The organism is Paraburkholderia aspalathi, assembly GCF_905220735.1.
GTDB lineage: Bacteria > Pseudomonadota > Gammaproteobacteria > Burkholderiales > Burkholderiaceae > Paraburkholderia > Paraburkholderia aspalathi.
In genome coordinates this window covers 1-22,601 of the sequence record NZ_CAJNBA010000005.1, presented here as the reverse complement: position 1 = coordinate 22,601, position 22,601 = coordinate 1, and the positions used below count along the sequence as shown (strand labels likewise).

Here is a 22,601-nt window from a genome sequence, read left to right as displayed (position 1 = left end):
GCCATGAACCAGCCTGCTCAATCCGCCACGCCAGTCCGTCCCGACGCCGCCTACACACGCGGCACGGCGCTGCCCGCGCTGCTCAAGTCGCGCATCCTGATTCTGGACGGCGCAATGGGCACGATGATCCAGCGCTACAAGCTCGACGAAGCCCGCTATCGTGGCGAGCGCTTCAAGGACTATGGACGCGACATCAAGGGCAACAATGAGTTGCTGTCGATCACGCAGCCGCAGATCATCGGCGAGATTCACGAGCAGTACCTCGCGGCGGGCGCGGATATCATCGAAACCAACACGTTCGGTGCGACCACGGTTGCGCAAGCCGACTACGGAATGGAAGACCTCGCCATCGAGATGAATCTCGAATCGGCGAAGCTGGCGCGCGCCGCCTGCGACAAATACTCGACGCCCGACAAGCCACGCTTCGTCGCCGGCGCGATCGGACCGACGCCGAAAACAGCGAGCATTTCTCCTGACGTGAACGATCCGGGCGCACGCAACGTGACATTCGACGAACTGCGCACGGCGTATTACCAGCAGGCAAAGGCTTTGCTCGACGGCGGCTGCGATCTGTTCCTCGTTGAAACGATCTTCGACACGCTCAACGCCAAGGCCGCGCTGTTCGCGCTGGACGAGCTGTTCGAAGACACCGGCGAGCGTCTGCCGATCATGATTTCGGGCACCGTCACGGATGCATCGGGCCGGATTCTCTCGGGACAAACCGTCGAGGCCTTCTGGAACTCGCTGCGTCACGCCAAGCCGCTCACCTTCGGCTTGAACTGCGCGTTGGGCGCGGCGCTGATGCGCCCGTACATCGCCGAACTGGCCAAGCTGTGCGACACCTATGTGTCGTGCTATCCGAACGCCGGTTTGCCGAATCCGATGAGCGATACGGGCTTCGACGAATTGCCGGCCGATACATCGGGATTGCTGAAGGAGTTCGCGCAGGCAGGCCTCGTGAATATCGCCGGAGGCTGCTGCGGCACGACGCCGGAGCATATTGCGGCGATTGCCAAGGCGCTGGCTGAAGTGAAGCCGCGCCAATGGCCGACGCAATACCGCGACGCGGCCTGAGCCCGGCGACTCGATCCTGATCCGCTGCACGTCCGCTGTCGAACCCGACGCAAGTAATCGTACGCAACCGAACCGCACCTACGCCATGACCGATCACACCATGCGCCTTTCCGGCCTCGAGCCGTTCAACGTCACGACCGGGACGCTCTTCATCAACGTCGGTGAACGCACCAACGTGACCGGCTCGAAGGCGTTCGCGCGAATGATCCTGAACGACCAGTTCGACGACGCGATCGCGGTCGCGCGGCAGCAGGTCGAAAACGGCGCGCAGATCATCGACGTCAACATGGACGAGGCGATGCTCGATTCGAAAGCGGCGATGGTCCGCTTCATGAATCTGATTGCATCGGAACCGGACATCGCGCGCGTGCCGATCATGATCGACTCGTCGAAGTGGGACGTGATCGAAGCCGGTCTGAAGTGCGTGCAAGGCAAGGCAATCGTCAATTCGATCTCGCTGAAGGAAGGCGAAGAAGCGTTCCGTCACCACGCGAACCTGATTCGCCGTTACGGCGCGGCCGCGGTCGTTATGGCCTTCGACGAACAAGGCCAGGCCGATACGTTCGAGCGCAAGACGCAGATCTGCAAGCGCTCCTACGATTTCCTCGTGAACGAAGTCGGCTTCCCGCCGGAAGACATCATCTTCGATCCGAACATCTTCGCGATTGCGACTGGCATCGAAGAGCACAACAACTATGCCGTCGACTTCATCAACGCAACGCGCTGGATCAAGGAAAACCTGCCCTACGCAAAGATCAGCGGCGGCGTGTCGAACGTGTCGTTCTCATTCCGCGGCAACGATCCGGTGCGCGAGGCGATCCACACCGTGTTCCTGTATCACGCGATTCAAGCGGGGATGGACATGGGCATCGTCAACGCCGGTCAGCTCGGCGTGTATGCCGACCTCGACCCGGAGCTGCGCGAGCGGGTTGAAGACGTCGTGCTGAACCGCCGTGAAGACGGCACTGATCGTCTGCTGGAAATCGCCGACAAGTTCAAGACCGGCGCCGCGAAGAAGGAAGAGAACCTCGAGTGGCGTAACCAGCCCGTCGAGAAGCGCCTGTCGCATGCGTTGGTGCACGGCATCACCAACTTCATCGTCGAAGATACCGAGGAAGTGCGCGCGAAGATCACCGCAGCCGGCGGTCGTCCGATCAATGTGATCGAAGGCCCGCTGATGGATGGCATGAACGTCGTCGGCGACCTGTTCGGTCAGGGCAAGATGTTCCTGCCGCAGGTCGTGAAGTCGGCGCGCGTGATGAAGCAGGCGGTCGCGCATCTGATCCCGTACATCGAAGAAGAAAAGAAGCTGATGGCCGAAGCCGGCGCCGATGTGCGCGCGAAGGGCAAGATCGTCATCGCTACGGTGAAGGGCGACGTGCACGACATCGGCAAGAACATCGTCTCGGTGGTGCTTCAGTGCAATAACTTCGAAGTGGTCAACATGGGCGTGATGGTGTCGTGCAACGACATTCTCGCCAAGGCGAAGGTCGAAGGCGCGGACATCATCGGCTTGTCCGGACTGATTACGCCTAGCCTCGAAGAGATGGCCTACGTCGCCTCGGAAATGCAACGCGACGACTATTTCCGCGTGAAGAAGATCCCGTTGCTGATCGGCGGCGCAACTACCTCGCGCGTGCACACCGCGGTCAAGATCGCGCCGCACTATGAGGGACCGGTGGTGTATGTGCCGGACGCTTCCCGCTCAGTCTCCGTGGCGTCGAGCCTGCTGTCCGATGAAGGCGCAGCGAAATACGTCGACGACCTCAAAGCCGACTACGACCGCATCCGTGACCAGCACGCCAACAAGAAAGCGCTGCCCATGGTCACGCTCGCCGAAGCCCGCGCGAACAAGACCAAGGTCGATTGGGCCGGCTACAAGCCGGTCAAGCCGAAGTTCATCGGCCGCCGCGTGTTCAAGAACTACGATCTGAACGAGCTGGCGAACTACATCGACTGGGGTCCGTTCTTCCAGACCTGGGACCTGGCCGGCCCGTATCCGGCGATCCTGAACGACGAGATCGTCGGCGAATCGGCCCGCCGCGTGTTCTCGGACGGCAAGTCGATGCTCGCGCGTCTGATCCAGGGCCGCTGGCTGCAGGCTAACGGCGTGATCGCGCTACTGCCTGCCAATACGGTGAACGACGACGACATCGAGATCTACACGGACGAATCGCGCTCGGAAGTCGCGCTCACGTGGCGGAACCTGCGTCAGCAAAGCGTGCGGCCGGTGGTGGACGGCGTGATGCGCCCGAACCGGTCGCTGGCCGACTTCATCGCGCCGAAGGACTCGGGCGTGGCCGACTACATCGGCATGTTCGCGGTCACGGCGGGTCTGGGTGTGGACGTGAAGGAAAAGCAGTTCGAAAAGGATCACGACGACTACAGCGCGATCATGCTCAAAGCGCTCGCCGACCGCTTCGCCGAAGCCTTCGCCGAAGGACTGCATGCCCGCGTGCGGCGCGACCTGTGGGGCTACGCGAACGCCGAAACCCTTTCCAACGAAGACCTGATCGCCGAAAAGTACCACGGCATCCGCCCGGCGCCGGGCTACCCGGCCTGTCCGGACCACCTCGTGAAACGCGACATGTTCGACGTGCTGCAAGCCACTGAAATCGGCATGAGCGTGACCGAATCGCTGGCCATGCTGCCGGCGGCCAGCGTCTCCGGCTTCTATCTGGCGCACCCGGACAGCACCTATTTCTCGGTTGGCAAGATCGGCCAGGACCAGCTGGAAGACTACGCAAAACGCATGTCGTTGTCGAAAACAGACGCTGAGCGGGCGCTCGCGCCTTTGCTGTAAGCCTTGCGGGGCGGGCGACCTACTATATCGGGCACGCTAGGCTGAATATTTGCGGCAGTGTAATTTTCGGCTTTGTAGACTGAAACGGCATCAACCCGCCAGACGCGGCCAAAACGCGTCGGCTTATCAAATTGCAATCGTCAACGGAGAAAATCGTATGAAGAAGCTGACGCTGTTATTGACTGCTGTTTCGCTCGCCGCAGGCGCCTCGGTGGCGCTGGCCCAGCCCGCCGCTCCGGCCGGCTCCAGCGCGGTCAGTTCGTATTCACCGCCCACCGTGAAGCACGTCAAGAAGCCCAAGAAGCAAAAAGCCAAGAAGGGTGCGTCGGCACCGGCGGCTGCCCCGGCGGACGCCGCCAGCCAGTAAGCCGTTTCGGCAGGCGGGCCGCAAGACCCGTGAAAAACAAAGAGCCCGCAGATGCGGGCTCTTTTCATTGACACGTCACGACCAGCGCCGCGAGCGCGGCGAACTCCACCGCCAGCGGACCGCCGCGGGATCAGATACCCCAGACGATATCCGCGTTTTCCTTCTGCGCGGCGCGCAGCATGTCGAGGAACGGATACGCACGCTGGGCGAGTCCCGGCGGGATCTCATGATGCTCGTGGCCGTCTTCGCCTTCGTGAAAATGGCCGTCGTGCTCGGCACGTTCCTGTTTGTCGACGCTGATCGCCGATTCGAGTTTCGTGATCGCGACGCTCAGTTCGTCGTGGGTGATGACACCTCGCTCACCCAGACGCTTGCCGACAATGCCGACCAGGTACTGAGCGAGATTTTCCAGCATCATCACGTCCGGCGCGGCGCGACATTTGAAAGTAATCAGCATGACTGTTCCCTTTTTCGTTATGTTGGATTGACGCGCGAACGGCTGTAAGCCGACCGTCGGCGCGCGTTACGTTGACACGCCGATCAGGCACGGCGGCCACGGCCCTTGGTGGGCATCTCATTGAACATATTAGCACCTGCTAAAATCCGTCTGGACGGAAAAGCGCGCCGCACACCGCGCCAGACGCGTTGCACGCTACGTGCCCGATGACGCCCCGACGTGCCCGGCGCATCCCGGCCGGTGCAGCGCCGCTTTCCACGCTTCTGACGAATCGGCTGCGCCTCGCGCGCGGCCGCCGCTTCTTCCGCATCACCGGATTGCCTCACTGGACTCGCAACAAGCATGCTGCCTGCACATAAACATACCCTCGAAACACTGCTCGCCGACACGGTGAAGCAGGTTGCTGACGCAACCCAGGGCGCGAGCGAAGCCGCCTTCGTGTCGCCCACGATCACGCTGGAGCGTCCCAAGGTCGCCGCGCACGGCGACGTCGCCTGCAATGTGGCGATGCAACTCGCCAAGCCGCTACGCGCCAACCCGCGCCAGCTGGCGCAACAGATCGTCGACGCGCTGCTCGCGCAGCCGCAAGCCAAGGGTCTCGTGGAAGCCGCCGAAGTGGCCGGCCCCGGCTTCATCAACCTGCGCCTCGCGGCGGCCGCCAAGCAGGCAGTGATCGCCGCCGTGTTCGCCGAAAAGGACGCCTTCGGCCGTTCGCAGCGCGAAGCCGGCAAGCATGTGCTGATCGAATTCGTCTCGGCCAACCCGACCGGCCCGCTGCACGTCGGCCACGGCCGCCAGGCCGCGCTCGGCGACGCGCTCTCGAACGTGCTGGCCTCGCAAGGCTGGGACGTGCACCGCGAGTTCTATTACAACGACGCCGGCGTGCAGATCCAGACGCTCGCCCTGTCGACCCAGGCACGCGCCCGCGGCCTCGCGCCTGGCGACGAAGGGTGGCCCGCCTCGGCGTACAACGGCGAGTACATCGCCGACATCGCCAAAGACTATCTGAACGGCGTCACGGTTGCCGCGAGCGACGGCGAACCCGTCACGGGCGCGGCTGACGTCGAAGACCTCGAAGCAATCCGCCGCTTCGCGGTCGCCTACCTGCGCCGCGAGCAGGACATGGACTTGCAGGCCTTCGGCGTGAAGTTCGACGAGTACTACCTGGAGTCGTCGCTGTACAAGGAAGGCCGGGTCGAGAAGACCGTGGCGGCGCTGATCGCCGCCGGCAAAACCTACGAACAGGAAGGCGCGCTGTGGCTGCGCACCACCGACGACGGCGACGACAAAGACCGCGTGATGCGCAAGACCGACGGCACCTACACGTACTTCGTGCCGGACGTCGCCTACCACGTCGCCAAGTGGGAACGCGGCTTCACCAAGGTCATCAACATTCAGGGCTCGGACCACCACGGCACGATCGCGCGGGTGCGCGCCGGCCTGCAAGGTCTCGGCATCGGCATTCCAAAGGGCTATCCCGACTACATCCTGCACAAGATGGTCACGGTGATGCGCAACGGTGAAGAGGTGAAGATCTCGAAGCGCGCGGGCAGCTATGTGACCGTGCGAGACCTGATCGAATGGTCGGGCGGCGCGACGCCGGGTTCGGAAGCCGCCGTCGACCTGATCGACGAAGAGACGATTCGCCGCGGTCGCGACGCCGTGCGCTTCTTCCTGATCTCGCGCAAGGCCGATACGGAATTCGTGTTCGACATCGACCTGGCGTTGAAACAGAACGACGAAAATCCGGTGCACTACGTGCAGTATGCGCACGCGCGGATCTGCTCGGTCATCGCGGAATGCAAGGCGCGCTACAACACGGACGAAAGCACGCTGGCCGCAGTGGACGTGTCGCCGCTCACCAGCGAACGCGCCATGGCCCTGCTGAACAAGCTCGCCGAATTCCCGGACATGCTGGAGCATGCCGCCGGCGAGCTCGCGCCGCACGCGGTCGCGTTCTATCTGCGCGACCTCGCCGGGGAATTCCACTCGTTCTACAATGACAGAGCCGAACGCGTGCTGGTCGACGACGCTGCCGAGCGCAATGCACGCGTCGCGCTGCTTGCGGCCACACGTCAGGTGCTGGCCAACGGTCTCGCGACGATCGGCGTCTCCGCTCCCGTCAAGATGTAAGTCCTCCGGCGCAACATGCATGCGGCCGTCGTTATAATCGACGGCCGTTCCAGGATTCTTTTTGCAGGTGATTCATACGATGGCAAAACCACGCCGCACAACAAAGCAATCGCAATCGAAACAAACCGGGGGGACTTTTCTCGGCATCGTGCTAGGCCTGATCGTTGGTCTCGCGATCGCGGTAGTGGTGGCGCTGTATATCACCCGTGCGCCTACGCCGTTCGTCTCGAAGGTCGCGCCGCCCGCGGCGCCCGACACCGGCGCGAGCCAGGCGCAGCAATACGACCCGAACCGTCCGCTGCAAGGCAAGACGCCGGGCCAGCCGGTGCCGCAAGCCGCGCAACCGGCGCCGCCGAACACCGCGCCGGGCCAGACCAATGCGCAGACGCAGTCGGGCATGCTGGAAGAGCCGCAGATCGTTGAAGTGCCGCCGTCGAATGGCAATGCGAACGGCACGGCAGTCGCACCGAAACCCGCGCAGGACAACGGCAACGGCACGGCCACCGGTACGGTGAAAAAGCCGCAAGGCGCAAGCGCACCGGCCGCCACCGCGGCAGGCTCCGCGCCGAAGGGTACGTCGTCCGCCACGGCTGCCAACGCCAAGCCGGGTTCAGGCGCGGCGCCGACAGCGGGCGACGCGAACACCGGTTACTTCCTGCAAGTAGGCGCCTACAAGACCTCGGCCGACGCCGAGCAGCAGCGCGCGCGGCTCGCCTTCCAGGGCTTTGAATCGAAGGTCACGCAGCGCGATGCAGGCGGCGTGACGTACTACCGTGTGCGGATCGGCCCGTTCTCGAAGTTCGAGGACATGAATTCGAGCCGTCAGCGTCTGTCCGACGCGGGCGTGGATACAGCCGTGATCCGCTTTACGAAGCAATAAGCCAACAATAAACAAACCGTGATTTACCGGAACGCGCCGCCGCCGAACTATCGGCGTGCGGCGCGAGTCACAAGCTCAACCGGCAAACACAACCGACAAGCACAACGGACGACTAGAGCGTCTAACGCCGACATTAAAAACGGTGACGGGCATTTGCGTGGCGCCACCGTTTTACCGCCTACTTGGGTTATCACAACATGAAAAAACTGCTGAGCATTCTGTTCCTCTCGCTGGGCCTGGTTGCCGCCACGGCGCATGCATCGCCGGCCGCACCGGTTTCCGGCAAGGACTACACCGTGCTGTCCACGCCGCAACCTACGGACGTGCCGGCCGGCAAGATCGAAGTAACCGAATTCTTCTGGTACGGCTGCCCGCACTGCAATGAATTCAACCCGTACCTCGAAGCATGGGTGAAGAAGCAAGGTCCGGACGTGGTGTTCAAGCGCGTGCCGGTTGCCTTCCGCGACGACTTCATTCCGCACTCGAAGATGTACCATGCGCTTGACGCACTCGGCCTCGCCACGCAACTCACGCCGAAGGTCTTCAATGAAATCCACGTCAACAAGAACTACCTGCTGACGCCGGAAGATCAGGCCAAGTTCCTCGCGAAGAACGGCGTCGATCCGAAGAAGTACATGGACGCGTACAACTCGTTCTCGACGCAAAGCGCGCTGCAAAAAGACAAGAAGTTGATGGACGACTACAAGATCGACGGCGTGCCGACGCTGGCCGTGCAAGGCAAGTATGAAACCGGTCCGGCTGCGACCAACAGCCTGCCGGGCACGATCCAGGTGCTCGACTATCTGGTGCAGCAGGTCCGCGCCAAGAAGATGTGATGTCGAAGGCGCCGGAATGAGCTCCCCCCTGAAGGTCTTCATTACCGGCGCCTCGAGTGGCATCGGCCTCGCGCTCGCCGCCGAATATGCGCGGCGCGGCGCGATTCTCGGCCTGGTCGCCCGCCGCGGCGACGCTCTCACCGCCTTCCAGCAGTCTCATCCGCAGAATTCCATCTCCGCCTATTCCGTCGACGTCCGCGACGCCGAGGCGCTCGCTGAAGCGGCCGCACAGTTCATCGCGCAGCACGGTTTGCCGGACGTGGTGATCGCCAATGCCGGCATCAGCCGCGGTGCGCTCACCGGGCACGGCGATCTGCGCACGTTCCGCGAAGTGATGGATATCAACTATTTCGGCATGGTCGCCACCTTCGAGCCGTTCGCCGCCGCGATGGTCGCGGCAAAGAAAGGCACGCTGGTCGGGATCGCGAGCGTCGCCAGTGTGCGCGGCTTGCCGGGGTCGGGCGCGTACAGCGCGTCGAAGTCGGCGGCGCTCAAGTATCTGGAAGCGTTGCGCGTCGAGATGCGGCCGCTCGGCGTCGGTGTGGTCACGATCGCCCCCGGCTATATCCGCACGCCGATGACCGAGCACAATCCCTACACCATGCCGTTCCTGATGGACGCCGACCGCTTCGCGGTGAAGGTCGCCGGGGCGGTCGAGCGTCAAACCGCGTTTGCCGTGTTTCCATGGCAGATGCGCATCGTGGCCATGCTGCTGCACGTGCTGCCGCGCTGGCTCTACGACCGCGCCTTCGAACGCGCGCCGCGCAAACCGCGCGCCGCCACCGAGTAAGTCATGCAGCCTCGTGCGGTCGATGCAGCCGGCGTCGCGCACGAAATTGGGGGCGCCGGTACGCGCATCGTCTCGCTGGTGCCCAGCATCACCGAATTGCTGTTTGCTCTGGGGCTCGACAGGCAGATTGTCGGACGCACCGGTTTTTGCGTGCATCCCCGCGACAAGGTCCGGCAGGTACGCAAGGTCGGCGGCACCAAGTCCGTGAACGTCGACGCGATTCGTGCTTTGCGCCCCACCCATCTGATCGTCAATATCGACGAAAACGAGCGCGATACCGTCGAGCAATTGCGTGCGTTCGTGCCGCATATCGTCGTGACCCATCCGCAGACGCCGCAAGACAATCTCTCGCTGTACGCGTTGCTGGGCGCGATCTTCGACCGCGAGCAGGAAGCGCAACGCCTGAGCGAGGCGCTCGAAATACGTCTGTATGAGGCCGCCGCGCAGGTGTTTTCCGAGCAAAACGTGTTGTATCTGATCTGGCGCGAGCCATGGATGACGGTGGCGCGCGACACCTATATCGCCGCGATGCTCAGGCTCGTGAACTGGCAGACGCTGCCCGACGTGGAAGGCGGCGCGGCCGGTGCCGCGCGTTATCCCGTGCTCGACTTCGACCACGCGCCATGGCTTGCCGGCGTGGATCGCATACTGCTCTCCAGCGAGCCCTATCGCTTCACACAAGCACATTGCGACGCCCTGAAGCGTGACCCGCGTCTGGCCGGCAAGCGCATTGAGTTGATCGATGGGGAGTTGGTGTCGTGGTACGGCGTGCGCGCGATCGAAGGCATCGGTTACCTGATGCAGCGCGCGGCGGCATCATGAGCAGCAACACCCTCAGCCCATATGGATATGCGGATTAAATTGTTGTCGCCGCAACCACCCTTCGATAAGCTTTCGCGAAGGCGAGGACGTGCATGCAGCGCAGCAGCCAAAGCATGCGCCAGCGCCGGAAACGTATCACAATAAAGACGACGGCCAGACCGGTCGCCACCCGTCAACGGAACATAACCACACAACCAGACGCACTGCCTGACTGCGCTTGTTATGGGAGATCCTATGCGCTTCAAACTGCTCGCAGCCGCCGTACTGTTCACGGCGCCCGCGCTCGTGCTCGCCAAACCGCTGACCGTCTGTACCGAGTCGAGCCCCGACGGCTTCGATGTCGTGCAGTTCAATTCGCTCGTGACGACCAATGCGTCGGCCGATGTGATCTTCAATTCGCTGGTCTCGTACGACGAGGCCGCGAAGAAAGTCGTGCCCGCGCTGGCCGACAAATGGGACGTGAGCGCCGACGGCCTCACCTACACGTTCCATCTGCGCCCGAACGTGCAGTTCCAGACCACCGACTACTTCAAACCCACCCGTGCGCTGAATGCCGACGACGTCGTCTTCACGTTCGACCGCATGCTCAACGACAGCAATCCGTGGCACAAGGTGGCGGGCGCGAGCGGCTTCCCGCACGCGCAATCGATGGGCTTGCCGAAGCTCATCAAGTCGATCAGCAAGGTTGACGACAACACCGTCAAGTTCGAACTGAACGCACCGGACGCCACCTTCGTGTCGATCCTGACGATGGGTTTCGCCTCGATCTATTCGGCCGAATACGCCGACCAGTTGCTCAAGGCCGGCAAACAGGTCGACCTGAATGCGAAGCCGATCGGCACCGGTCCGTTCGAATTGAAGAGCTACACGAAAGACGCGGTGATCCGCTACGACGTGAACCCGACGTACTGGGGCACGAAACCGAAAATCGACCGCCTGATCTACGCGATCACGCCGGACGCTACGGTGCGTGCGCAAAAGGTGAAAGCCGGCGAATGCCAGATCGCGCTGTCGCCGAAGCCGCAGGATCTCGCCGAAGCAAAGGGCGACAAATCGCTTGCCATCGTGCAGACACCGGCGTTTATGACCGCCTTCGTCGCGCTGAACACGCAGAAGAAGCCGCTCGACAACCAGAAGGTGCGCGCGGCCCTGAACATGGCGTTCGACCGCACCACGTACCTGAAAGCGATCTTCGACAACACCGCGACGCCGGCCGTCAATCCGTATCCGCCGAACACGTGGAGCTACGACAAAGCCGTGAAAGCGTGGCCGTACGATCCGGTGAAGGCAAAGAAGCTGCTCGCGGACGCGGGCTATCCGAACGGCTTCGAAACGACGATCTGGGTGCGTCCGAACGGCAGCGTGCTGAACCCGAATCCGAAGGCCGGCGCCGAACTGCTGCAAGCCGACTTCGCGAAGATCGGCGTGAAGGCGGAAGTGAAGGTGATCGAATGGGGCGAGCTGATCAAGCAGGCCAAACAAGGCCAGCATGACACGTTGTTCATGGGCTGGGCTGGCGACAACGGCGATCCGGACAACTACCTGTCGCCGCTCTTCAGCTGCAATGCGGTGAAGTCTGGGATCAATTTCGCGCGCTTCTGCGATCAGGATCTGGACAAACTGATCGCCGACGGCAAGACCACGCCCGATCAGGCCAAACGCGCGAAGGCGTATGAACAGGCGCAGCAGATCATCCACGATCAGGCGCTGTGGATTCCGCTGGGTTATCCGACCGCGGCGGCCATCACACGTACGAACGTGAGCGGATATCACGTGAGTCCGTTCGGACGGCAGAACTTTGCGACGGTGGCGGTACAGTAAGACTCTGTCTCGCCGATTTAAATAAAGCCCGGTTGCTTTTCGCAACCGGGCTTTTTTATCGACGTATCAACCTGTCGACGCGATCACGCCGAGAACCGGATCACCCCATCCGCGTCCTGCGTGCGCTTCAACTCGCCGGCCAACCACAGCAGATGCAAGTGCGCTAACGCCTCACCCATCGCGAATGTCATCTGATGGATGTCGAGCTGGCGCTTGAACATCAACGGCACGATATCCGCGGCGCTTTGCGGCTTCTCCGCACAGGCCTCGCGCACTTCAGCCAGACGCGCGTCATGATGCTCACGCAATTGCTTGATCCGCGTACGCACGCCGCGAAACGGCTTGCCATGCGACGGCAGCACGAGCGTGTCTTCAGGCATCGTCTCGTAGCGGCCGAGCGATTCCAGATACAGCGCGAGCGGCGTGCTTTCGGGCTCCATGTCGAACACCGAGACGTTGGTCGAAATACGCGGCAGCACCATGTCGCCGGAAATCAGCGTGCCCGTCTCTTCGCAATGCAACGCGCAGTGTTCCGGCGAATGGCCGAAGCCCGTTACCACACGCCACGTTTTGCCGCCGATCGTCACGCGATCGGCTTCGCGCAGGCGGCGGTACTGCCCCGGAATCGCCGGCACGAGGCTCGCGTAGTAGCTCGTGCGATTGCGCAGTTTCTCGAGCGACGTCTCGTCGTTCAAACCGTGACGTGCGAAGTGGCGCGCCGCGCCCTCGCCGCCCGCATTCGAGCCGTCGCCGGCCGCCATCACGCGGGCCTGCATGTATTCGCCAAGCGTCATCCACAGGCGCACGTCCCAGCGTTTCTTGTCGCCGCCGCTGCAGATCCAGTGCGCAAGGCCGATGTGGTCCGGGTGGCAATGCGTGACGATCACGCGCAGCACCGGCAGGCCGTCGAGCACCGAGTCGAACACTTTCTCCCAGTTCTCCTTGATCGTGTCCGACGTAATACCGCAGTCGACTACCGTCCAGCCTTGCTGGCCGTCGATCTCATCGCGTAGCAGCCACAGATTGATGTGGTCGAGTGCGAACGGCAGCGGCATGCGCAGCCAGAACACGCCAGGCGCGACTTCCATCGCCTGGCCCGCTTCGGGCAAGGTGTCCTTGAACAGGTAGTCGAGTTGATGTTCGAGTGCATTCATTGTGCTTGTCTTCCTCCGTCGGCCATCCGGCATGGCGAGGTATGCGATGCCGGACGGCGTGGTTGCGGCCCGGCCGGGACATGCCGGTGCCGTATTGCGCCGTAGTTGCGTTTCGATCAAGTTGACGATAACGTAAACGTCGATTCTATCGTTCAATCCGATTTTCTGCCCGGCTACGGGATGCCCCGATGAACACGCAATACACGATCACCGAGCTCGCGCGGGAATTCGACGTCACGCCGCGGGCGATCCGCTTCTACGAAGACCAGGGTTTACTCTCGCCCAGCCGTGAGGGATCGAGCGGCTTGCGGCGCGTTTATTCGGGCCGCGATCGAACCCGCCTGAAGCTCACGCTGCGCGGCAAGCGGCTCGGCTTCACGCTGTCGGAGATTCGCGATCTGCTTGACGTCTACGAGTCGCCGACCGACACCGTGCCGCAATTGCAGGCTTTCCTTGCTACGGTGGCGCGCCATCGCGACGTGCTCGAACGTCAACTGGAAGATCTGAACGCAACGCTCGAAGACCTCGCGCAGTACGAAACTCAGGCGCGCGCGTTGCTGGAAGGCGGTTCACGCGAGACCAGGTCCGCCTGAGCGGAGAACGGCGCGACGCGCCGCGAGTGCACCCGGACGATACAATCACGGGTGTCTTCACGACATGGGATGAATGCACGGCCGACATGAATCACTTTCCCAAACTGCTGTCGTCACAGATCGGCTTTGACGTCGCCCAGACGATGCTCGAAGGATTCGATCGGCACTACCGCATCTTCCGTGACGCCGCGATCCATGCCAAAACGCTGTTCGAAGCTGCCGACTGGCACGGCCTGCAAACGCTGGCGCGCGAGCGCATCACATCGTATGACGACCGCGTCGAGGAATGCGTCGAACTGCTCGAAGACGAATACGACGCCGAGAATATCGACGACGAAGTGTGGCAGCAGATCAAGCTCCACTACATCGGCCTCCTGACCACGCACCGCCAGCCCGAGTGCGCGGAGACGTTCTTCAATTCGGTGTGCTGCAAGATCCTGCACCGTTCGTATTTCAACAACGACTTTATTTTCGTGCGCCCGGCGATCTCGACCGAATACATCGAGAACGATGAACCGGCGGCGAAGCCGACCTATCGTGCGTATTACCCCGGCAAGGACGGTCTTGCCGCGACGCTCGAGCGCATCGTCACGAACTTCCAGCTGGAGCCTCCGTTTGAGGATCTGACGCGCGACGTCGAATGCGTGATGCAAGCGATCCACGATGCGTTCGGCGTGTTCGACGAAGCGCCCAACTTCCAGATTCACGTGCTTTCGTCGCTGTTTTTTCGAAACAAGTCGGCGTATATCGTTGGACGGATCATCAACGGCGATCTGTTGCTGCCATTCGCGGTGCCGCTGCGCCATGTGAAGCCCGGCGTGCTCGCGCTCGATACGGTGCTGCTCAAACGCGACCAGTTACTGATCATCTTCAGCTTCTCGCATTCGTACTTCCTGGTGGACATGGAAGTGCCTTCCGCCTATGTCGAGTTTCTCGGCACGATCATGCAGGGCAAACCGAAGGCGGAAATCTATACGTCGGTGGGTTTGCAGAAGCAGGGCAAGAATCTGTTCTATCGCGATCTGCTGCACCATCTGAAGCATTCCAGCGATCCGTTCATCATCGCGCCCGGCATCAAGGGGCTCGTGATGCTGGTGTTCACGCTGCCGTCGTTTCCGTACGTATTCAAGCTGATCAAGGACCACTTTCCGCCGCCGAAGGAAACCACGCGCGAGCAGATCAAGCGAAAGTATCAGCTCGTCAAGCGTCACGACCGTTTGGGCCGCATGGCCGACACGCTCGAATATTCGAGCGTCGCGCTGCCCATTTCTCGGCTCGACGAAGCGCTGCTGCGCGAACTTGAAAAGGAAGTGCCGTCCCTGATCGAATACGACGGCGACAACCTGGTGATTCGTCACATGTATATCGAACGCCGGATGGTGCCGCTCAATCTGTTCCTGCAAAACGGCAGCGATGACGACGTTGAACACGGCATCAAGGAATACGGCAACGCGATCAAGGAATTGATGCAGGCAAACATCTTCCCTGGTGACATGCTGTACAAGAACTTCGGCGTGACGCGTCATGGCCGCGTCGTGTTCTACGACTACGATGAAATCGAATACCTGACGGAATGCAACGTGCGCGCAGTGCCGGCGCCACGTTACGAGGAAGACGAAATGTCGGGCGAGCCATGGTACTCGGTCGGCCCGCACGACATTTTCCCGGAGACATACGGCACCTTTCTGCTCGGCGATCCACGCGTGCGCCGGTCCTTCATGCAGTATCACGCGGACTTCTTCGATCCAGCGCTGTGGCAACGGCACAAGGATCATTTATTGAAAGGCGAACTGCCCGACGTTTTCCCGTACGACAGCAGCGTGCGCTTCTGCATCCGCTATCCGGAACGATTCGCCGATACGGCGTCCGGACCCGCGGAGAACCAGGCAGATGAACGCACCGTGCGCGTGGCGTAAGCACTATGCGCTGCCCGCATCGTTGAATGCATCGTCCGAACCTTATGCAACGACATCGACCGGTCAATCGGTCGAGCAACCGCCAAGACTCAACATGAACACGAACGCTTCTCCCGCTGCCAATCCGCTTGCCCATCTGTTCGACAATAACGACGCGTGGGTGGCCCGCAAGCTGTCCGAAGACCCGGAGTACTTCTCGCGTCTCGCGCACCAGCAGACACCCGAATATCTGTGGATCGGCTGCTCCGATTCGCGCGTGCCGGCCAACCAGATCATCGGCCTGCCGCCAGGTGAAGTGTTCGTGCACAGAAATATCGCCAACGTGGTGGTGCATACGGATCTGAACTGCCTGTCGGTGATCCAGTTCGCCGTCGATCTGCTGAAGGTCAAGCACATCATGGTGGTGGGTCACTACGGCTGCTCGGGCGTCGGCGCGGCGCTGCACGGCCGCCGCGTGGGTCTCGCGGATAACTGGCTGCATCACGTGCAGGACGTGCGCACCAAGCATGCTGCGCTGATCGAAGAATGGCCGCTCGGCGAGGCGCGCCATCGGCGGCTGGTCGAACTGAATGCGATCGAACAGGTCATGAACGTATGCCGGACCACCATCATCAATGACGCGTGGGCGCGTGGCCAGGAACTCACGGTGCACGGCTGGGTGTATGGCGTGCATGACGGCAAGGTGCGCGACCTCGGCATGACAATCAACGACCCCGCGGCGCTCGATGCAACCTATAAGCGCTGCATCGCGGCCGTATCGGCCGGCGGTGCGTACCAGGAAGACAACGATGCGGCGGCCGCCGAAGCGGCCCAGCTCGGCGACGTGCCGGCCATCGTCGAAGGTGTGATCAAACAACTTAAGCATGAATGACACCCACATGAGTGAGACAAACATGAGCGAGACAAAGTCTGATCCGATCGTAATCGTAGGTGTGGCCCGTACGCCGATGGCGGCATTTCAGGGCGATTTCGCAACGCTAACCGCGCCGCAGTTGGGCTCGGTTGCAATCGAAGCCGCCGTGCAACGCGCCGGGTTGAAGCCTGAGCAGATCGATGAAGTGGTAATGGGTTGCGTGCTCCCCGCCGGCCTCGGCCAGGCGCCCGCGCGTCAGGCCGCGCTCGGCGCCGGCTTGCCTTTGAGCACCGGCAGCACCACCGTCAACAAGATGTGCGGCTCCGGCATGCGCGCGGCGATGTTCGCGCACGACATGCTGGCCGCGGGCTCGGTCGATGTGATCGTCGCGGGTGGCATGGAGAGCATGACGAACGCGCCGTATCTGTTGCCGAAAGCGCGTAACGGCATGCGCATGGGTCACGGCCAGGTGATCGACCACATGTTCTACGACGGTCTCGAAGATGCCTACGAAAAAGGCCGTCTGATGGGCACCTTCGCCGAGGAATGCGCGGCCTCGTTCGACTTCACACGCGAAGCGCAGGATGCATTCGCCGTCGAGTCACTGAATCGTGCAAAGCGTGCGAATGAAGACGGTTCGTTCACGTGGGAAATCGCGCCGGTGAAGGTGGAAAGCCGCAAGGGCGACGTGACCATCGATCACGACGAGCAGCCGTTCAAGGCGAACCTCGACAAGATTCCGACGCTCAAGCCCGCGTTCAGCAAAACCGGCACGGTGACGGCAGCGAATTCATCATCGATTTCCGACGGTGCCGCGGCGCTCGTGATGATGCGTGAATCGACCGCGAAGCGTCTCGGCGTCGAGCCCCTTGCTCGCGTGGTCGGCCACTCCACCTTCGCTCAGGAACCCGCGAAGTTCACCACCGCGCCGGTCGGCGCGATTCGCAAGCTTTTCGAGAAGAACGGCTGGCGCGCCGACGAAGTGGATCTGTACGAAGTCAACGAGGCGTTCGCGGTGGTCACCATGGCCGCAATGAAGGAACATCATCTGCCGCACGACAAGGTCAACGTGAACGGCGGCGCCTGCGCACTCGGCCATCCGATCGGCGCTTCGGGCGCGCGGATTCTCGTCACGCTGATCGGCGCGTTGAAAAATCGCGGTCTGAAGCGCGGTGTCGCGACGCTGTGCATCGGCGGCGGCGAAGCGACCGCGATGGGCATTGAACTGGTTTGACGCGCTGTTACCGGGTGTTTGCAAGCTTGAGGTGATTCGATGAAGACAGTGTTGATCGTCGGTGCATCGCGCGGCATCGGCCAGGAGTTCGTGCGGCAATACATAAAGAGCGGCTGGCGCGTGCTCGCCACCGCGCGCGATGGCGCCGCTCTCGACGCGCTGAAGGCGCTCGGCGCGGAGACGTTTTCACTCGACGTCACCGCACCCGAAGAAATCGCCGCGCTCGGCTGGAAGCTCGACGGCGAGCGGCTCGACGCAGCGGTGCTGGTGTCCGGCGTGTACGGCCCGCGCACCGAGGACATCGAGACGATTACGGCGGAAGACTTCGACCAGGTCATGCATACCAACGTGCGCGGTCCGATGCAGTTGATGCCGATCCTGCTGCCGCTCGTCGAAGAAGCGGGCGGTGTGTTCGCGGTGATCTCGAGCAAGATGGGTAGCATCGGCGACGCAAGTGGCACGACTGGCTGGCTGTATCGGGCGAGCAAGGCTGCGCTGAATGACGCGCTGAAGATCGCTTCACTGGACGCCACGCGCGCAACCTGCATTTCGCTGCATCCTGGCTGGGTGCGCACCGACATGGGTGGCGCGCAAGCGGCGATCGATCCGGTGCGCAGCGTCACCGGCATGCGTGAAGTGCTTGCGCAGGCCGCGGCCGCACATGAAGCATTCAACGGCCGCTTCTACCAATACGACGGCACGGCGCTCGACTGGTAAAGAAGCTAGTGAAGAGACAGGTAGGGAGACTAATGAGGAGACCGAGCCATGGTGCTTGATCAGGATCGTCTGATGGTCCGCGACGCGGTGCGCACGTTCGTCCGCGAAGCCGTTACGCCGTATGCGGCGCAATGGGACCGCGAGCGCACCTTTCCGAAGGACGTGCATCGCCAGCTCGCCGAGCTCGGCGCGTACGGCGTGCTGGTGCCCGAAGCCTACGGCGGCGCCGGCATGGACGCGCTGGCGCTCGCGCTGATCCTCGAAGAAATCGCTGCGGGCGACGGCGGCACCTCGACCGCGATCTCGGTCAACAACTGCCCGGTGTGCAGCATTCTGCTGACTTATGGCAACGACGCGCAGAAACGCGACTGGCTCACGCCGCTCGCGCGCGGCGAGATGCTCGGCGCGTTTTGCCTGACCGAACCGCAAGCGGGCTCGGACGCCTCCGCGCTGCGCACCACCGCGACACGCGATGGCGACAGCTACGTGTTGAACGGCGTCAAACAGTTCATCACGAGCGGCAAGAACGGCAACGTCGCGATCGTGATGGCCGTGACCGACAAGGCGGCGGGTAAGCGCGGCATCAGCGCGTTCATCGTGCCCACCGATACGAAGGGATATGTCGTCGCGCGCGTCGAAGAGAAGCTCGGTCAGCATTCGTCGGACACCGCGCAGATTATTTTCGAAGATTGCCGCGTGCCGGCCGCGAACCTGATCGGCGCGGAAGGCGAAGGGTATCGGATTGCGCTATCAGGGCTCGAAGGCGGGCGCATCGGTATCGCCGCGCAAAGCGTCGGCATGGCGCGCGCCGCGTTCGAAGCGGCATTGGGGTATGCGAAGGAGCGCGAGAGCTTCGGCCAGCCGCTGTTTTCTCACCAGGCCGTGCAATTTCGCCTCGCCGATATGGCGACCCAGCTCGAAGCCGCGCGCCAGTTGATCTGGCATGCGGCTTCGCTAAAAGACGCCGGGCAACCTTGCCTGACCGAAGCCGCGATGGCCAAGCTGTTTGCATCCGAAGCCGCCGAGCGCATCTGCTCGGCCGCCCTGCAGATTCATGGCGGCTACGGCTATCTGAGCGACTTCCCTGTCGAGCGCATCTACCGCGATGTACGCGTGTGCCAGATCTACGAAGGCACCAGTGACATCCAGAAAATTTTGATCGCACGCGGCCTTGCCTGAAAGTCTGATGAATAAGCCATTGTTGTCAACGCAACGACCGTCCGACTGCCCCTGCGGCGGCGCCGCGCCCGATCAGCGCAGCGGCGCCAAACCGCCGCGCTTTGCGCAATGCTGTGGCCGCTATATCGATGGCGGTGAAACAGCGCCACGCGCGCTCGAACTGATGCGCTCGCGTTACAGCGCGTATGTTGTGGGCGCAACGGATTATTTGCGCGCGACTTGGGCACCGCACACCTGCCCCACGGATCTCGACGCCGACCCTGCCGCCCCCGACGCGCCACGTTGGCTCGGACTGCAGATCAAAGCCTTCGCTGAAACCAGCGCCGATCATGCGACAGTCGAATTCGTCGCACGATACAAGGTAGGTGGCCGCGCCCACCGGCTGCACGAACTGAGCCGCTTCATACGCGGTGAGGATGGACGCTGGCGCTATGTCGACGGTGACGTCAACGAATAAGCCGTACCTTCGAAAGCCTTACACGGCTTGGCGGTGCGCAATAAAACCGTCATCACATATGGCCCTCAAACGAGGGCCTTTTTTTCGTGTTGGCTCGACACCACAGCGCGCATATTTCGACAAATTACTTCGGGCAGCCAAGCGCTGCGAGGCAGGCGGTTTCGGCCTTCCGACGGGGCGAACACGCCCTGATCCGCACCCGGCAATTATTGCGTCGCGGGTTCTCCTTTATTGCACAAAACAAAATTGTCGTGCCAGGATGAGGCCGTAGGTTTGTGACGTCACGTTGCGAGAACAGGTCCATACCGATTCCGCAAAATGCGCAGGTAGCTGCCGATAGCCCACCAGCAAGGGTTCGGCGGCGGTTCCGGGCAGCATGTGTGACGCTCATCATCGGCGCGTGGGGTCGCGTCGGCCGTTTGGGTTCATCCCGTGCGATCTCGATCAGCGTGCGTGCGCTTGCCGCACTACGTACGCGAGTGTGTTTTTGTTTGTCGAAAACGCCGATGAAAGGCAATTGTCAGCAACGATATTCGACAGACAAAACGTCACGGTGTTAAGGGCAGGTTTTTGAGGCAGGTGCGTCAATGGTGTTCAGCAAGGTTCTGACGAAGTGCGCGGTGACTTGTGCAGCAGCGATGTGCGCCATCGCACTCGCGCATGCCGAGCCGCTCGCCGACACCCAGGCGGGGCCTCTCACTCGCGCGCAGGTGCCGCGCATCGCACTCGACGACGATGTCTATCTGCCCACCGCGGGCCTCAACGAACAGATCATCCGCGTGCCGGTTAACGCTGCCGGCACTGTCACGCTCGAAACCACGATCTACAAACCGGACGGCGCAGGTCCGTTTCCGATGATCGTTTTCAACCACGGCAAGATTCCCGGCGACCCACGCACGCAGGAACGCAGCGACCCGCGGCCGTTCGCGCGCGAATTCGTGCGCCGCGGCTACGTGGTGGTGGCGCCGAACCGCCAGGGCTTCGGCCATTCGGACGGTACGTATCAGCAGGACGGTTGCGACGTCGAACGCAACGGCATCGGCCAGGCCGGCGACGTGGCCGCGACGATCGATTTCATGTCAAAGCAGCCGTACGTGGATGCCACGCACATCGTAGTGGCCGGCACCTCGCACGGCGGTCTCGCGACGATTGCTTACGGCCCCGAGGCTGCATCGGGCGTGCGTGCCTTGATCAATTTCTCGGGCGGTTTGCGGCAGGACGCGTGCACCGACTGGCAGGGCAATCTGACGCATGCATTTGGCGCCTATGGCGAGAAGACAAAGGTGCCGTCGCTGTGGTTGTACGGCGATAACGATTCGGTGTGGACCGCGCCGCTGGTGGCCGGCATGTATGCCGCGTATGCCGCGCATGGCGCGAGCGCGAAGATGGTGGATTTCGGCAATTACAAGAATGACGCGCATCGGCTCGTGGGCGATCGCGATGGCGTGCAGATCTGGTGGCCTGCTGTCGAGGCGTTTCTTGCGCGCGTTGGGATGCCTACGGGCGTGCAGTATCGGGTCGATGATCCTTCGGCGCCGAAGGCGAGCGGTTTTGCTGCTGTCGATGCGGTCGACTCTGTTCCGTTTGTTGATGAAGCCGGGCGTAACGGTTATCGCAACTTCTTGCATCAGTATCCTAGCCGGGCTTTTGCTGTGTCGGATTCGGGGGCCTGGTCGTGGGCGGAAGGTGGTGATAATCCGATGTCTGTTGCCATTGCTAATTGCCAGAAGCAGAGTTCGGCGCCTTGCCGGTTGTATGCCGTTGACAACTCCGTTGTATGGGGGAAGGGGTCTTCGCAGACGGCGGATTCTGGTTCTTCGTCGGCAGCTGGGGCTGCTAATGATCGGCGCGCTATTGCTAGCCGGAATTGAAGGTTTTGATTTGCCTTCGCGGCGCTTGTTTGTTCGGTTGCCTGGGGCTTTGGCCTTGTTCTGGTTTTCGTGCCTTTCCTTGATTTGTTAGTGGTCTATTAGCGTTGCCCCTGTGCGGGGCGGCACCTACTTTTCTTTGCCGCCGCAAAGAAAAGTAGGCAAAAGAAAGCGGCTAGAAGCCCCTGCTAAGCGGGTCCCGCAGCCCACACAGGGTAGTGGTGCATCTGGAATCTGTGTTCGTGCCCGGCACGTGCTTGTGACAAGGGCGTCATACTTCCGGCGGCGCTCCGCGCGCCGAAGAGTACTTCACCAAACCTCCCTCTACGTTTCATTCCCCCGTTTCGCTCGTCTCCCCGCATCTCAACCGAAGCCCCTGGTTTCCCATGCAAACCCGTCCGCGACGCACGCAGTGCGGAGTGGGAGCTGATGACTCCTTTGTCACTAGCGCCGAATGTGAGAGAACACGGATTCCAGTCGCACCACTACCCGCAGCAGACCACGGTGCCCACTTAGCAGGGGCTTCTAGCCGCTTTCTTTGCTTATCTTTCTTTGCGGCGGCAAAGAAAGTAAGTGCCGCCCCGCACAGGGGCAACACTAATAGACCACTAGCAAATCAAGGAAAGGCACCAAAGCCAGATCAAGGA

General features: G+C 62.0%; 19 protein-coding genes. 17 read left to right on the top strand and 2 right to left on the bottom strand.

From position 1 onward, the window contains the following. The first annotated feature begins 3 nt into the window (after positions 1-3). The 3 genes from KHO30_RS26695 to KHO30_RS26685 all read left to right on the top strand — a co-directional run bounded on the left by KHO30_RS26695 (position 4) and on the right by KHO30_RS26685 (position 4,244). Complete coding sequence (locus KHO30_RS26695; protein WP_200618622.1) at positions 4-1,074, top strand: homocysteine S-methyltransferase family protein; 1,071 nt, start codon at positions 4-6, stop codon at positions 1,072-1,074. A gap of 13 nt (positions 1,075-1,087) precedes the next feature. Next, positions 1,088-3,877 (top strand): methionine synthase, encoded by a 2,790-nt coding sequence (gene metH / locus KHO30_RS26690; protein ID WP_425312920.1) that lies wholly within the window; start codon positions 1,088-1,090, stop codon positions 3,875-3,877. A gap of 157 nt (positions 3,878-4,034) precedes the next feature. Further along, positions 4,035-4,244: an acid-shock protein gene (locus KHO30_RS26685; RefSeq protein ID WP_093645696.1), complete on the top strand. Its 210-nt coding sequence runs from the start codon at positions 4,035-4,037 to the stop codon at positions 4,242-4,244. Positions 4,245-4,374: 130 nt separating this feature from the next. Here KHO30_RS26685 and KHO30_RS26680 read toward each other — a convergent pair whose 3' ends face one another. Then, on the bottom strand, positions 4,375-4,701 hold the full coding sequence (locus KHO30_RS26680; protein WP_093645699.1) for a DUF1840 domain-containing protein: 327 nt from the start codon (positions 4,699-4,701) through the stop codon (positions 4,375-4,377). Between the two features lie 342 nt (positions 4,702-5,043). Between KHO30_RS26680 and argS the strand changes: the two genes are divergently transcribed. The 6 genes from argS (at position 5,044) to KHO30_RS26650 (ending at position 11,983) form a co-directional block, all read left to right on the top strand. After that, positions 5,044-6,834, top strand: a complete 1,791-nt coding sequence (gene argS, locus KHO30_RS26675; protein ID WP_211702855.1) for an arginine--tRNA ligase — start codon at positions 5,044-5,046, stop codon at positions 6,832-6,834. A gap of 61 nt (positions 6,835-6,895) precedes the next feature. Beyond that, on the top strand, positions 6,896-7,714 hold the full coding sequence (locus tag KHO30_RS26670; protein WP_093645706.1) for an SPOR domain-containing protein: 819 nt from the start codon (positions 6,896-6,898) through the stop codon (positions 7,712-7,714). Positions 7,715-7,911: 197 nt separating this feature from the next. After that, the gene (locus tag KHO30_RS26665) at positions 7,912-8,550 is read left to right on the top strand and encodes a thiol:disulfide interchange protein DsbA/DsbL (protein WP_093645709.1); all 639 of its coding nucleotides are present in this window, start codon (positions 7,912-7,914) and stop codon (positions 8,548-8,550) included. Between the two features lie 16 nt (positions 8,551-8,566). After that, positions 8,567-9,340, top strand: a complete 774-nt coding sequence (locus tag KHO30_RS26660) for an SDR family oxidoreductase (RefSeq protein WP_211702854.1) — start codon at positions 8,567-8,569, stop codon at positions 9,338-9,340. 3 nt (positions 9,341-9,343) lie between these two features. Next, on the top strand, positions 9,344-10,162 hold the full coding sequence (locus KHO30_RS26655; RefSeq protein WP_211702853.1) for a helical backbone metal receptor: 819 nt from the start codon (positions 9,344-9,346) through the stop codon (positions 10,160-10,162). Between the two features lie 234 nt (positions 10,163-10,396). Continuing rightward, positions 10,397-11,983 carry an ABC transporter substrate-binding protein gene (locus tag KHO30_RS26650; protein ID WP_093645716.1) on the top strand — a complete coding sequence of 529 codons (1,587 nt, stop codon included), beginning with the start codon at positions 10,397-10,399 and terminating at the stop codon, positions 11,981-11,983. A gap of 83 nt (positions 11,984-12,066) precedes the next feature. Here the strand turns inward: KHO30_RS26650 and KHO30_RS26645 are convergent, their stop codons facing one another. Further along, the gene (locus KHO30_RS26645) at positions 12,067-13,137 is read right to left on the bottom strand and encodes an MBL fold metallo-hydrolase (protein WP_211702852.1); all 1,071 of its coding nucleotides are present in this window, start codon (positions 13,135-13,137) and stop codon (positions 12,067-12,069) included. Between the two features lie 188 nt (positions 13,138-13,325). Here KHO30_RS26645 and KHO30_RS26640 point away from each other — a divergent pair, with 188 nt between their 5' ends. The 8 genes from KHO30_RS26640 (at position 13,326) to KHO30_RS26605 (ending at position 21,957) form a co-directional block, all read left to right on the top strand. Further along, positions 13,326-13,730 (top strand): MerR family transcriptional regulator, encoded by a 405-nt coding sequence (locus KHO30_RS26640; RefSeq protein ID WP_054035656.1) that lies wholly within the window; start codon positions 13,326-13,328, stop codon positions 13,728-13,730. Positions 13,731-13,816: 86 nt separating this feature from the next. Further along, positions 13,817-15,646, top strand: coding sequence for a bifunctional isocitrate dehydrogenase kinase/phosphatase (gene aceK / locus KHO30_RS26635; RefSeq protein ID WP_211702851.1), 1,830 nt, complete (start codon positions 13,817-13,819; stop codon positions 15,644-15,646). A gap of 94 nt (positions 15,647-15,740) precedes the next feature. Then, positions 15,741-16,517, top strand: a complete 777-nt coding sequence (can, locus tag KHO30_RS26630) for a carbonate dehydratase (protein ID WP_154564192.1) — start codon at positions 15,741-15,743, stop codon at positions 16,515-16,517. 7 nt (positions 16,518-16,524) lie between these two features. After that, complete coding sequence (locus KHO30_RS26625; protein WP_200564104.1) at positions 16,525-17,733, top strand: acetyl-CoA C-acetyltransferase; 1,209 nt, start codon at positions 16,525-16,527, stop codon at positions 17,731-17,733. 39 nt (positions 17,734-17,772) lie between these two features. Beyond that, positions 17,773-18,450, top strand: coding sequence for an SDR family oxidoreductase (locus KHO30_RS26620; protein ID WP_093645726.1), 678 nt, complete (start codon positions 17,773-17,775; stop codon positions 18,448-18,450). A gap of 48 nt (positions 18,451-18,498) precedes the next feature. Continuing rightward, positions 18,499-19,629 (top strand): acyl-CoA dehydrogenase family protein, encoded by a 1,131-nt coding sequence (locus KHO30_RS26615; protein WP_211702850.1) that lies wholly within the window; start codon positions 18,499-18,501, stop codon positions 19,627-19,629. 7 nt (positions 19,630-19,636) lie between these two features. Next, positions 19,637-20,086 carry a YchJ family protein gene (locus KHO30_RS26610; RefSeq protein ID WP_093645731.1) on the top strand — a complete coding sequence of 150 codons (450 nt, stop codon included), beginning with the start codon at positions 19,637-19,639 and terminating at the stop codon, positions 20,084-20,086. A 587-nt stretch (positions 20,087-20,673) separates the two neighbouring features. After that, entirely contained in the window at positions 20,674-21,957 is a 1,284-nt protein-coding gene (locus tag KHO30_RS26605; RefSeq protein WP_211702849.1) for a dienelactone hydrolase family protein, read from the top strand. Positions 21,958-22,601 lie beyond the last annotated feature (644 nt).